Origin of the sequence: Paracoccus zeaxanthinifaciens ATCC 21588, from assembly GCF_000420145.1 — a bacterium.
GTDB lineage: Bacteria > Pseudomonadota > Alphaproteobacteria > Rhodobacterales > Rhodobacteraceae > Paracoccus > Paracoccus zeaxanthinifaciens.
Genome location: NZ_ATUJ01000012.1, coordinates 1 through 11639 on the forward strand (window position 1 = coordinate 1; position 11639 = coordinate 11639).

Annotated in this window: 12 protein-coding genes; 7 read left to right on the forward strand and 5 right to left on the reverse strand. The window is 67.2% G+C overall.

Features of this window, described 5'->3' with window-relative positions:
- Window positions 1-325 precede the first annotated feature (325 nt).
- The 4 genes from F804_RS0111315 to F804_RS0111330 form a co-directional block, all read right to left on the reverse strand.
- On the reverse strand, window positions 326-955 hold the full coding sequence (locus F804_RS0111315) for a protein-methionine-sulfoxide reductase heme-binding subunit MsrQ (RefSeq protein WP_022707861.1): 630 nt from the start codon (window positions 953-955) through the stop codon (window positions 326-328).
- On the reverse strand, window positions 955-1869 hold the full coding sequence (gene msrP, locus F804_RS0111320) for a protein-methionine-sulfoxide reductase catalytic subunit MsrP (RefSeq protein ID WP_022707862.1): 915 nt from the start codon (window positions 1867-1869) through the stop codon (window positions 955-957). The genes F804_RS0111315 and msrP overlap by 1 nt, the downstream gene beginning before the upstream one ends.
- Before the next feature lie 94 nt (window positions 1870-1963).
- Window positions 1964-4015, reverse strand: coding sequence for a DNA helicase RecQ (recQ, locus tag F804_RS0111325; protein ID WP_022707863.1), 2052 nt, complete (start codon window positions 4013-4015; stop codon window positions 1964-1966).
- A complete protein-coding gene (locus F804_RS0111330; protein ID WP_022707864.1) occupies window positions 4015-4308 on the reverse strand; it encodes a YggT family protein in 294 nt (97 codons plus the stop codon). Before F804_RS0111330 ends, recQ begins: the two co-directional genes overlap by 1 nt.
- Window positions 4309-4500: 192 nt before the next feature.
- On the opposite strand from F804_RS0111330, the gene F804_RS0111335 reads away from it, so the two are divergent.
- The 5 genes from F804_RS0111335 (at window position 4501) to F804_RS0111355 (ending at window position 8935) form a co-directional block, all read left to right on the forward strand.
- Window positions 4501-5061 carry an acyl-CoA thioesterase gene (locus F804_RS0111335; protein WP_022707865.1) on the forward strand — a complete coding sequence of 187 codons (561 nt, stop codon included), beginning with the start codon at window positions 4501-4503 and terminating at the stop codon, window positions 5059-5061.
- Between the two features lie 44 nt (window positions 5062-5105).
- Window positions 5106-6482: an MFS transporter gene (locus F804_RS0111340; RefSeq protein ID WP_022707866.1), complete on the forward strand. Its 1377-nt coding sequence runs from the start codon at window positions 5106-5108 to the stop codon at window positions 6480-6482.
- Between the two features lie 23 nt (window positions 6483-6505).
- Window positions 6506-7357: a penicillin-insensitive murein endopeptidase gene (gene mepA, locus F804_RS0111345; RefSeq protein WP_040596003.1), complete on the forward strand. Its 852-nt coding sequence runs from the start codon at window positions 6506-6508 to the stop codon at window positions 7355-7357.
- Window positions 7330-8250, forward strand: a complete 921-nt coding sequence (locus tag F804_RS0111350) for an esterase-like activity of phytase family protein (protein ID WP_022707868.1) — start codon at window positions 7330-7332, stop codon at window positions 8248-8250. Before mepA ends, F804_RS0111350 begins: the two co-directional genes overlap by 28 nt.
- Before the next feature lie 82 nt (window positions 8251-8332).
- The gene (locus F804_RS0111355) at window positions 8333-8935 is read left to right on the forward strand and encodes a queuosine precursor transporter (protein ID WP_022707869.1); all 603 of its coding nucleotides are present in this window, start codon (window positions 8333-8335) and stop codon (window positions 8933-8935) included.
- A gap of 282 nt (window positions 8936-9217) precedes the next feature.
- On the opposite strand, the gene F804_RS0111360 is transcribed toward F804_RS0111355, so the two are convergent.
- A complete protein-coding gene (locus F804_RS0111360; protein ID WP_022707870.1) occupies window positions 9218-10399 on the reverse strand; it encodes an acetyl-CoA C-acyltransferase family protein in 1182 nt (393 codons plus the stop codon).
- A 145-nt stretch (window positions 10400-10544) separates the two neighbouring features.
- On the opposite strand from F804_RS0111360, the gene F804_RS16380 reads away from it, so the two are divergent.
- On the forward strand, window positions 10545-10919 hold the full coding sequence (locus tag F804_RS16380) for a winged helix-turn-helix domain-containing protein (protein ID WP_022707871.1): 375 nt from the start codon (window positions 10545-10547) through the stop codon (window positions 10917-10919).
- A gap of 96 nt (window positions 10920-11015) precedes the next feature.
- The gene (locus F804_RS0111370) at window positions 11016-11591 is read left to right on the forward strand and encodes a transglycosylase SLT domain-containing protein (RefSeq protein ID WP_022707872.1); all 576 of its coding nucleotides are present in this window, start codon (window positions 11016-11018) and stop codon (window positions 11589-11591) included.
- Window positions 11592-11639: the final 48 nt, after the last annotated feature.

Consider the following 11639-nt stretch of genomic DNA (forward strand, 5'->3'; position numbering starts at 1 on the left):
CGAAGGCTAGAGAGCCGATATGCGAGATCCAAGATCGTGTAACGACCATCGAACCGCCCGCATATCCCTTCAGATATCCATCAATGTCAAACAGCAGAGGAACCAAAATCGCAGATGGTGCGCCAATCCAACTCAGCGCCCCGCCCGGTCATCAATCCCAGAATTTTCCCGACTTCCCAACCCCTCAGGGCCGGTCCGTCGCACCGTCCGGCGTGTCCCGCCCTTCGGTGAAGCGGTGTTTAGACACACCGATCAGAACCCGCAAGCAGAAAATCCAAGATTCACGAAAATCGACACCGGATTCCGCGCAAACCACTGAAAACGCTCACATCGTTTCAGACGATCGCCGGAAACCCCACCGCACACGGCCACGAAACACAACCCGAAAACCCAGAATCGCAAGAATCGATACGAACCAGAACCACGGCTGAAGCTCGTCGACCTTCACCGCCCACAACCAGTGAAGCCCGGCAAGGATCGCAGCCGCATAGACACCCTTGTGCAGACGCCGCCACGCCTGCCCGCCCATGCGCCGGATCGACAGGTTGTTCGATGTCACGGCAAGCGGGATCAGGATCGCGAATGCCAGCATCCCTACCAGAAGATAGGGCCGCTTGATGATGTCCTTCAGCATCTGCGACCACAGAAGCCCCATATCCAGCACCACCCATGCCAGCACATGCGGCACGACATAGGTGAAGCACAGAAGCCCGATCGCACGGCGGAACTTCATCAGGCTGATCCCCGTCAGCCGCAGCAGCGGCGTCACCGCCAGCCCGCCCACCAGGAAATAGAGCGCGGTCTGCCCAAGCCGGTGCTCGATCTCTCGGATCGGGTCCACGCCCATCCGACCGGTCAGCAGGTCGAAGACCACCAGCGCCAGCGGAACCAGCCCCGCGACCCAGACCGCCCAGACAGGCAGGCGGCGCAGGGCATTGTTCACGGCTGACCGCATCAGTAGTTCACCCGCAGGTCCATCCCGGCATAGAGCGAGGCGACCTCTTCGCCATAGCCGTTGAACATCAGCGTTTCCTGCCGCCCGCCAAAAAGGCCCGCGCCGATGCGGCGTTCGGTGGCCTGGCTCCAGCGGGGATGGTCCACCTCGGGGTTCACATTGGCATAGAAGCCGTACTCGCTGGCCTGAAGCTGCTTCCAGGTGTTCACCGGCTCCTGCTCGATCACGTTGATCCGCACGATCGACTTGATCGACTTGAAGCCGTATTTCCACGGAACGACCAGCCGGATCGGCGCGCCGTTCTGGTTGGGCATCGGCTGGTCGTACAGCCCCGTCGCCAGAATCGTCAGCGGGTGCATGGCCTCGTCGATGCGCAGCCCCTCGCGATAGGGCCAGTCCAGAAGCGCGCGCTGCTGGCCGACCATCTCCTCGGGGCGGACGAGGGTCTCGAACTCGACGAACTTCGCGCCGGGCTGCACGCCCGCCTTCTCCAGCACGGATGCCAGCGTGACGCCCAGCCAGGGAACGACCATCGACCATGCCTCGACGCAGCGCAGGCGATAGATGCGTTCCTCCAGCGCGTTCTCGGGGGCTAGGTCGTCCACCGAGTAGCTGCCGGGCCGATCCACCAGCCCCGAGATCTGCACCGACCACGGGTCCGTCGTCAGGCGATGGGCATTGCGGGCGGGATCCTCCTTGCCGGTGCCGAACTCATAGAAGTTGTTGTAGTTCGTGATCTCCTCGAAGCTGTTCGGGGTCTCGTCGGTCGAGAAGCGCGAGGGCTTGCCCGTCAGCGCCAGCGCAGGCCCGCCGGGCAACGCGCCCGCGGCCATCGCCAGGCTGCCGGCCGCGATGAACTTGCGGCGGTTCAGGTAATCACGCTTCGGGGTGACGTCGGACCATTTCAGCTTCATGTCTCGCTCCTCTGGCGGGGCCGTGTTGGACCCAGCATGGCACAAGACACGCGGGCCGCGGCCCGAATGATGCATCACATTCCCTTGAAATCGCTCAGTCGGCGATCTCGACCTCGTGCAGGATGGCTGCGCCGAAGCGTTCCAGGCGCGCATCGTCCAGGTATCGCGACAGGGCGTCCATGCTGGTGGGCCGGGCCTCGGCGATGCGGCGGATCTGCGCGGTGGACAGGCTCAGCGGTTTCTCGGTGCCGTCCTCTCCGCGCTGCAGGCGCAGCTGCAGATCGCCCAGCCGGTCGAACAGCGCGCCCGCCGGACTGCCCGCAAGCGCGCGACGCGCGGGGTGCATCGCCGGCTGTTCGCCCGCGATCACCGTCAGGAATTCCGCGCCATAGCTTTCCAGCTTCTTGGCCCCCACCCCGCTGACACGGGCCATCTGGTCCATGTCCTGCGGACGCACGGTCGCCATCTCGATCAGGGTGCGGTCGGGGAAGATGACATAGGCGGGCACGCGCGCGGCCTCGGCCAGCGCCCGGCGCTTGGCCTTCAGCGCGGACAGAAGCGGCTCGTCTTCCTCCGAGACCTGCGCGCGCAGGACGGTCGAGGACTTGGCACTGGCGGTCGTGTCCTGGCGCAGGGTCACGTTCTCCTCTCCGCGCAGGATCGGATGGGCGGCCTCGGTCAGTTGCAGCGCGCCGTGGCGTTCGGGATCGGGGCGGCACAGGTCCAGCCCCATCATCTGCCGGAAGATCGCCTGCCACTGGCCGCGCCCGTGTTCGCGCCCGACCCCGAAGGTCGGCAGGTGGTCGTGGCCCCGTTCGCGCACCTTGTCGGTCTGGTTGCCGGTCAGCACGTCGATCAGGTGGCCCGATCCGAACCATTCGCCCGTGCGCAGCATCGCCGACAGCGCCTTGCGCACGGCCATCGTGCCGTCGAACAGCCTGGGCGGGGTCTGGCACAGGTCGCAATTGCCGCAATCGCCGTGCTGCTCCTCGCCGAAATAGGCAAGCAGGCGGCTGCGGCGGCATCCCGTCGCCTCGGCCAGGCCCAGCAGCGCGTTCAGGCGGGCATGGTCGGCGGTCTTGCGGGCAGGCTCGGCCAGCCCCTCGTCGATCTGGGTCCGGCGCAGGCGGATGTCGTCGGGACCGTAGAGCGTCAGCGTCTCGGCCGGGTCGCCGTCGCGGCCCGCGCGGCCGATCTCCTGGTAATATCCCTCGATGGATTTCGGCAGGTCGGCATGCAGCACCCACCGGATGTCGGGCTTGTCGATGCCCATGCCGAAGGCGACGGTGGCCACGACGATCAGCCCGTCCTCGCGCTGGAACCGCGCCTCGGCCTCGCGGCGCTGATCAGGTTCAAGGCCCGCATGATAGGCGATGGCCGGATGCCCCGCCTCGCGCAGCGCCTGGGCCAGCGATTCCGTCCGCGCCCGCGCCCCGCAATAGACGATGCCCGACTGGCCGCGACGCGCGGCGACGAAGGACAGCACCTGCTTGCGGGGACTGTCCTTGGGCTGGAAGGCAAGCCGGATGTTGGGCCGGTCGAAGCCGCGCAGGAAGGTGACCGGATCGGTGCCCGCGAAGAGGCGCTCGACGATCTCGGCGCGGGTTTCGGCGTCGGCGGTGGCGGTGAAGGCCGCAAGCGGGACGTTCAGCGCCCGCTTCAAATCGCCGATGCGAAGATAGTCGGGGCGGAAATCGTGGCCCCACTGGCTGACGCAATGCGCCTCGTCGACCGCGATGGCCGTGACATTCGCGCGGCGCAGCAGGTTGACCGTGCCCCCCGACGCCAGCCGCTCGGGCGCCATGTAGAGGATGCGCAGGCTGCCATCCGACAGTCCCGCGAAGACGGCCTCGGTCTCGGCATCGGTATTGCCGCTGGTCAGGGCGCCGGCCTCGACGCCCGCCGCGCGAAGGGCGCGCACCTGGTCCCGCATCAGCGCGATCAGCGGAGAGATGACGACCGTCACCCCCTGCCGCATCAGCGCGGGCAGCTGATAGCACAGCGACTTGCCGCCGCCCGTGGGCATGATCGCCAGCACGTCGCGGCCATCGGCCACCGACTCGACGATCTCCTGCTGGCCGGGCCGGAAGCCGTCAAAGCCCCAGACCTGGCGCAGAAGGTCGTCCGCTGGCAGATCCCGCGCCATCAGAAGCCGTAGAAGAAGCCCGCGTTGTTCGCCAGCGCGCGCTGCAGGATGATGATGATCAGGAAGACGACAAGCGGCGCCAGGTCCAGCCCGCCGGTATTGGGCAGCACGTTGCGGATCGGGCGATAGATCGGTTCCAGCAGGCGCGTCAGCCCGTCCCAGATCTGCGCAACCAGCGGCTGGCGCAGGTTCAGCACCTGGAAGTTGATCAGCCAGGACATGATGATGTGGACGATCATCACGAACCACACCACCTGCAGGATCAGCTGCAGCGCCTCATAGAGCGTTCCCATAATTCTTCCCCGTATTCGATCCGGTATTCGATCCGCGCGATCGCGGCCCTGTATGCGGGCACATGGCCGCGCGCGCAAGCATCCCCCGACCGATAGGGGTGCCATGTCGTCGCGTCGCCGGTTGACCTGCGCGTGAACTGCGGCCACGCATGGGCCCGCCGGAACGATGCCGGAACGAATACGGGGGGCCAGATGTATCCGATTGTCCGCTTCGCCAAGGAGATGGTGAAATACCGCAAGGCACCGCGCCTCGGGCCGTTCGACGCGCATGTGTCGCGTCACATGTGCTGGCCCTGGGATCTGGACCCCTGGATCGAGCTGAACAACGGCCGGACCCTGACGCTGTACGATCTGGGGCGCATCCCGCTGGCGCAGCGCACGGGGCTGGTCGCCGTGCTACGGGCGCATGGCTGGGGAATGACGGTGGCGGGCAACTCGACCCGCTATCGCCGCCGGATCAAGGCGTTCGACCGCTTCGAGATGGTGTCGCGCATGGTCGGCTGGGATCACCGCTTCATCTATATCGACCAGTCGATGTGGAAGCGTGGCGAGTGCTGCAACCAGGTCCTGATCCGCATGGCCGTCACCTCGGACAAGGGGATCGTGGCGCCCGCCGATGTCGCGGCGGCCCTGGGGCATTCGGGCGACAGCCCCGCCCTGCCAGCTTGGGTCGCCGCCTGGGTCGAGGCCGACGGCGCGCGCCCCTGGCCGCCCGAACTTCCCGAGGATGCCCGCAGGGCCTTGAAAGCCTGAGCGCGGGCGGGCCTTATGTCCCCTGACGCCAAAGGGGGACGGGCATGGATCGCAAGCGCATCTGGGGCTGGTGGTTTTTCGACTGGGCCAGCCAGCCCTATCACACGCTGCTGCTGACCTTCGTCTTCTCGATCTATTTCGCCGAGGTCGCGAAGACCCATTTCATCGCGCTCGGATACAGCAGCACCATCGCGGGGGCGAATGCGCAGGCGCTGTGGGGCTACGGGCTGTCGATCACCGGCGTGCTGATCGCGGTGCTTGCGCCGATCCTGGGGGCCATCGCGGACGGATCGGGTCGGCGCATGGGCTGGATCTGGCTGTTCTCGGGGCTGTACGTGCTGGGGGCTGCCGGGCTGTGGTCGCTGACGCCCGAACAGCCCGCGCTGGTGCAGGCGGTCGTGCTGTTCGGCATCGGCCTGATCGGGACCGAGTTCGCCACCATCTTCACCAACGCCCTGCTGCCCGGCCTTGCCCCGCGCGACGAGATCGGCCGCCTGTCCGGGTCGGGCTATGCCTTCGGCTATCTGGGGGGTGTCAGCGCGCTGGCGATCATGCTGCTTCTGTTTGCCGAAACCCCCTCGGGGCGGACGCTGGCGGGGATCGAGCCGCTGTTCGGCCTCGATCCCACCCTGCGCGAGGGGACGCGCTTCGTCGGGCCCTTCACCGCGATCTGGTACGCGGTCTTCATGATCCCGTTCTTCCTGTGGGTGCGCGAACCGCGCGGGCCGCGCCGCCCGATCCGGCTTGGCGCGTCGCTTCGGGACTTGGGATCGCTGATCGCCAGCCTGCGTCACCGGCGCAGCCTGCGGAACTGGCTGCTGTCCTCGATGTTCTCGCGCGATGCGCTGAACGCGCTCTATGGGTTCGGGGGCGTCTATGCGGGGACGGTGCTGGGCTGGCCGGTGTTCCTGGCGGGGGTGTTCGGGGTGATCAGCGCGATCTCGGCCGCGATCATCAGCTGGCTGGGCGGACGCGCCGACCGCGCCTTCGGGCCGCGCGCGGTGATCGCCGCCTGCATCCTTGCGCTGACGGCGATCTGCGTGCTGCTGGTCGGCATGGACCGCGCATCGGTCATGGGGATCCCCGTGGCCGAAGGCGGCGTGATCGGCAGGCTGGGCGTCGCAGACCTGCTGTTCTTCCTGTGCGGGGCGGTGATCGGCGGGGCCGGCGGCGCGCTGCAGGCCGCAAGCCGCACCATGATGGTGCGCCACACCACCGAGGAACGCGCGACCGAGGGGTTCGGCCTCTATGCGCTGTCGGGCAAGGCGACGGCCTTCCTGGCGCCCTTCCTGATCGCGGTGACGACCGATCTCAGCGGCAATCAGCGCGTCGGGCTTGCGCCGTTGATCCTGATCTTCCTTGTCGCGCTGGTTCTGCTAGGCTGGGTCGACCCGGACGGAGAAGAAGAGGCACGCCCGTGATCATTAAGACCGCCATCCGCAGGATGCTGACCGCCGCAGCCGCAGCGCTGACCATGACATTGCCCGCCGCGGCGGACCCGCTGGCCAAGGACGTGTTCGGCGCGTTCGGCAGCGCGTCGCAGGGGCCCGCCGTATCCATCGGCAATTACAGCCGCGGCTGTGCGCAGGGCCTCGTGCAGCTGCCCGAGACCGGGCCGACCTGGCAGGCGATGCGCCTGTCGCGCGGTCGCAACTGGGGCCACCCGGTGATGATCGACTTCCTGATCGGGCTGTCGCGCGCCGCGAACCAGGCCGGCTGGCAGGGGCTCTATATCGGCGATATCGGCCAGCCGCGCGGCGGGCCCACGCTGTCGGGCCATGCCAGCCACCAGATCGGGCTGGATGCCGACATCTGGATGCGCCCGCCCGGTTCGCTGACCCTGTCGCCCCAGCAGCGCGAGAACATCTCGTCGACCTCGGCCGTGGCATCGAACGGGCTGGGGCTGTCGGGCAACTGGACGCCGCAGCACATGTCGATCCTGCGCGCCGCTGCCAACGACAGCCGGGTCGAGCGCATCTTCACCGATCCCGTGGTCAAGGTCGCCATGTGCCAGATGGAGACCGGAAACCGCAGCTGGCTGCGCAAGATCCGCCCGCTGAACAACCACGACTATCACTTCCACGTCCGGCTGAACTGCCCGCCCGGATCGATCTGCGAACGCCAGAACCCGATCCCCGCAGGCGACGGCTGCGCCGAGGCCGCCGAATGGCTGGCCATCCGCAAGAACCCGTCGCTGGCCAAGCCCAGCACGCCCAACCCCAATTATCGCCACCCCCGCACCTACCGCCTGAGCGAGCTTCCGGACCAATGCCGAACCGTTGCCGGCGCGCCCTGACGGGCACGCTCCTGTCGATGCTGACCCTGGCCGCGCCTGCACATGCAGGCGCGGTTCTCGATTATGTCGGCACCTATGTCTGGTCCGAGGACCGTGCCGATTTCGGAGGTTTCTCGGGGATCGAGGTGTCGGATGACGGGCAGACCTTCCACGCGCTGTCGGACCGTTCGCAGCTGTACTGGGGACGCTTCGAACGCGACGGCCAGGGGATCGTGCGCGGCATGCGCACCCTGGGCCGGGCCCATCTGCGCGACAGCCGCGGCAGGCCCCTGCCCCCCGGATATACCGGCGACAGCGAGGGGCTGGCCATCGGTCCCGACGGCACGGTCCATGTCAGCTTCGAGGGGCTGAACCGCGTCGCCTCCTATCCCGATCTGGAAGGCGGGCCGACGGTGCTGCGCCGCGCGCCCAAGCTGCCGGGCATGGTCGTGAACAACGGGCTGGAAGCGCTGGCCATCGGCCCCGAAGGCGAATTGCTGACCCTGCCCGAGGCCTCGAAATCGAAGGACACGCCCTTCGTCCTGCTGGAATATTCGGACGACCGCTGGCATCGCCGGGCCGAGATCCGGCGCGACGGCGACTGGCTGATGGTCGGCGCCGACATGGGCCCGGACGGCTGGCTCTACCTGCTGGAACGCGACTTCAACGGCATCCTGGGCTTCTCGTCCCGCGTGCGGCGGGTCATGCTGGACGATGACGGCGTGACCGAGGACGAGATCGTCCTGCGCACGCGGTCGCTGCAATACGACAACCTCGAGGGAATCGCCGCCTGGGACGACGGGATCGGCACGCGGCTGACGATGATCTCGGACGACAACTTCCTGTTCGTCCAGCGCACCGAGATCGTCGAGTATCGCCTGCGCGAACAGACCCGCCGCGCTGCCACGGATTGACAAGACGCCCTTCGCGGACGTATGCGCGCCCTGCCCGCACGGGGCCGAGTTCTTCCGCAACCTTGTCAAAACGGAAATCCCGATGACACGTTTCCTGCCCGGCATCATTGCCATGGCCACCATCGTCGTGGCCTCGAACATCCTCGTCCAGTTCGTCCTGGGCGACTGGCTGACCTGGGGTGCCTTCACCTATCCCTTCGCCTTCCTGGTGACCGACGTGATGAACCGCGTGCACGGCCCCGCCGCCGCACGCCGCGTCGTCGCCGCGGGCTTCGTCACCGGTGTCGCCTGTTCGCTGATCGCGGCGGGCTTCGACATGACCACGCTGCGCATCGCCATCGCCTCGGGTGCGGCCTTCCTGGTGGCGCAGATGACCGACATCGCGATCTTCGACCGGCTTCGCGGCGGGCAGTGGTGGCGCGCTCCGCTGGCCTCGACGCTGATCGGGTCGGCGCTGGATACCGCGCTGTTCTTCGGCATCGCCTTCTCGGCCATGCTGCCCGCCGATGCCAATACCGGCTGGTCCAACGAGATCGTTCCCCTTCTTGGTCAGGGACCGGGCGTGCAGCTGTGGGTTTCGCTGGCAGTTGCCGACTGGCTGGTCAAACTGGGTCTGGCCCTACTGGCGCTTGTGCCCTTCCGCCTCATCGTCCGCAATTTGTTGAGGGCTGCCCAAGAAAGTTGATTGACACATGGTCGATCTGTGGCACCCTGAACCTACAACGGCAACTTATTGAAAGGAGGTGGTCCAGTGTCGAGAGTGATATTGGAGAGAGGTGTCGGAACAGTCAGGGGGGCCGTGGCCTGAAGGCAGCCCTTCGGGTCGTAAACCCTGGTTGGGACCGGATGCGCTTCCGTCCCTAACTGGGCCATCTCCGTGGATCTCGCGGGTCGTCTGATCTGGACGGCCCGTTCCACATTCGCGCAAGGGCGGCGGTTTCGACCGCCGCCCGCGCCTTTTCAGGGATCAGCCGCGACGGATCGCGATGGCGATCCCCTGCCCGCCGCCGATGCACATGGTGATCAGCGCGGTGGTGCCGCCCGTCCGCTCCAGTTCGGCCAGCGCCTTGACCGTCAGGATCGCGCCGGTTGCGCCGACCGGATGGCCAAGCGCGATCGCGCCGCCATTGGGGTTCACGCGCGCCGGATCCAGCCCCAGCCCCTTGTTCACCGCAAGCGCCTGCGCGGCAAAGGCCTCGTTCGATTCGATCACGTCGAAATCGCCGGGCTTCAGGCCGGTCTTCTCCATCAGGGCCTGGACCGCCGGGATCGGGCCGATGCCCATCACCCCGGGGCGGACGCCCGCCACGGCATAGCCCAGGATGCGCGCACGCGGCGTCAGGCCCGCAGCCTCGGCCGCGCTTGCACGCGCCAGGACTAGCGCCGCGGCGCCGTCGTTGATGCCGCTGGCATTGCCTGCCGTCACGCTGCCGCCCTTCTGGAACACGGGCTTGAGTCCGGCCAGCTTGTCCAGGCTGGTCTCCTTGGGATGTTCGTCCGTGTCGAAGGCCACGATGCCCTTGCGGGTCTTCACCTCGACCGGGACGATCTGGTCCGCGAAATGCCCCGCCGCGATGGCAGCCGCCGCGCGACGCTGCGATTCCATCGCGAATTCGTCCTGCTGCTCGCGGGTGATGTCATGTTCGGCGGCCACGTTTTCCGCCGTGACGCCCATATGGCCGGTGCCCATCGGACAGGTCAGCGCGCCGGTCATCATGTCCAGCATCACCTGGTCGCCCATCTTGGCCCCGAACCGCGCCGAGGGGATGGCATAGGGCGATCGGCTCATGCTCTCGGCGCCGCCGGCGATGGCGAAATCGGCATCCCCCAGCATCAGCGCCTGCGTGGCCGAGACGATGGCCTGCGCGCCCGATCCGCAAAGGCGGTTCACGTTCATCGCGGGCGTCGTGTGCGGAATGCCCGCGTTCAGCATCGCGACGCGGGACAGGTACATGTCGCGGGGTTCGGTATTGATGACGTGGCCGAAGACCACCTGCCCGATCAGGTCGGGCGCGAAGCCCGCGCGTTCCAGCGCGGCACGGGTGACCGTGGTGGCCAGGTCGATGGGCGCCACGCCGGCAAGGCTGCCCCCGAAGGTGCCGATCGCCGTGCGCGCCCCGGACAGAATGACGATATCGTCTGCGGACATGGTTCCCTCCCATAAGATGTCCGGGGCAGGATAGGCGCGGGCCCCGCCTTCGCAAGACGCGCGGCACCGTTCCGTCACGGCAGTGTTTGCAGCCGCAGCACCGGCGCGGTATGCTTCCGGGGAATAACGCAGGAACGGACAGCACATGCCCACGAACGCGAATGGCCCGCGGCTGCGGATCAAGCTTCGCCTCGAATACGATTCCCCGCTGATCCTCGGGCCGGGCAAGGCCGAGCTGCTGTCGCGCATCGACAGGCTCGGCTCGATCTCGGCGGCAGCGCGCGAGATGGGCATGAGCTACAAGCGCGCCTGGACCCTGGTCGAGGAGATGAACGTGGCCTTCGCCCGGCCCGTCATCGACCGCGCCCGTGGCGGGGCGGGTGGGGGCGGCGCGACCGTGACCCCGACCGGCAAGGATGTGCTGACGCATTACCGCGCGCTGGAGACGCTGCTGCGCGAGGCGGGGGCCGATCATCTGCAGGCGCTGAACGCCCTTCTGCACCCCGAACCCGAAGGCTGACGCGGATATCCGCCACATGCTAAGGGCTTTGTGATTTCACCCAGCCGTGATTTCCCGTAATATCGCTGCCAACGAAAAGAAGAGCACGAGGGCAGTATGAACAGGCTTCTCAAGCTGGGAATCGTCTTGCTGGTCGCATCCTGCGGCGGCGGCAACTACAGCGCGCCGCGCAATCTGGAAAACGCCTGCGCGATCGCTTCGGAACGGCCGCAATACATGCGCGCGATGAAGCGGACCGAACGCAAATGGGGCGTGCCGGTCCATGTCCAGATGGCGACCATGTACCAGGAATCGAAGTTCATCGGCGATGCGCGGACCCCGCACAAGTTCGCCCTGGGCGTCATCCCGATCGGGCGCCAGTCCAGCGCCTTCGGCTACAGCCAGGCGCTCGACGGCACGTGGGAGGAATACCAGCGCGAGACCGGCAACCGCCGCGCGCGCCGCGACAACATCCGCGATGCCACGGACTTCATCGGCTGGTACATGAACGGCAGCCAGCGGCAGCTGGGCCTGTCGAAATACGACGCGACCTCGCAATACCTTGCCTATCACGAAGGGCGCGGCGGTTTCGCACGCGGCAGTCATCGCAGCAAGGGCTGGCTGATGAGCGTCGCCGCCCGCGTCGGCCAACGATCGGAAATGTATCGCCAGCAGCTGCGCTCCTGTCGCTGACCTTGACGTCGCCCGCCCGATCGGGCCCACTTCCCTTCCGGCACTACG

Bases quoted from the DNA above. Each gene is read 5' to 3' on its own strand.
- F804_RS0111335 (WP_022707865.1), top strand. From the start codon at position 4,501: ATGTATCCGATTGTCCGCTTCGCCAAGGAGATGGTGAAATACCGCAAG.
- F804_RS0111330 (WP_022707864.1), bottom strand. From the start codon at position 4,308: ATGGGAACGCTCTATGAGGCGCTGCAGCTGATCCTGCAGGTGGTGTGG.
- F804_RS0111340 (WP_022707866.1), top strand. From the start codon at position 5,106: ATGGATCGCAAGCGCATCTGGGGCTGGTGGTTTTTCGACTGGGCCAGC.
- F804_RS0111315 (WP_022707861.1), bottom strand. From the start codon at position 955: ATGCGGTCAGCCGTGAACAATGCCCTGCGCCGCCTGCCTGTCTGGGCG.
- F804_RS0111360 (WP_022707870.1), bottom strand. From the start codon at position 10,399: ATGTCCGCAGACGATATCGTCATTCTGTCCGGGGCGCGCACGGCGATC.
- F804_RS16380 (WP_022707871.1), top strand. From the start codon at position 10,545: ATGCCCACGAACGCGAATGGCCCGCGGCTGCGGATCAAGCTTCGCCTC.
- mepA (WP_040596003.1), top strand. From the start codon at position 6,506: ATGCTGACCGCCGCAGCCGCAGCGCTGACCATGACATTGCCCGCCGCG.
- recQ (WP_022707863.1), bottom strand. From the start codon at position 4,015: ATGGCGCGGGATCTGCCAGCGGACGACCTTCTGCGCCAGGTCTGGGGC.
- F804_RS0111350 (WP_022707868.1), top strand. From the start codon at position 7,330: ATGCCGAACCGTTGCCGGCGCGCCCTGACGGGCACGCTCCTGTCGATG.
- F804_RS0111370 (WP_022707872.1), top strand. From the start codon at position 11,016: ATGAACAGGCTTCTCAAGCTGGGAATCGTCTTGCTGGTCGCATCCTGC.
- msrP (WP_022707862.1), bottom strand. From the start codon at position 1,869: ATGAAGCTGAAATGGTCCGACGTCACCCCGAAGCGTGATTACCTGAAC.
- F804_RS0111355 (WP_022707869.1), top strand. From the start codon at position 8,333: ATGACACGTTTCCTGCCCGGCATCATTGCCATGGCCACCATCGTCGTG.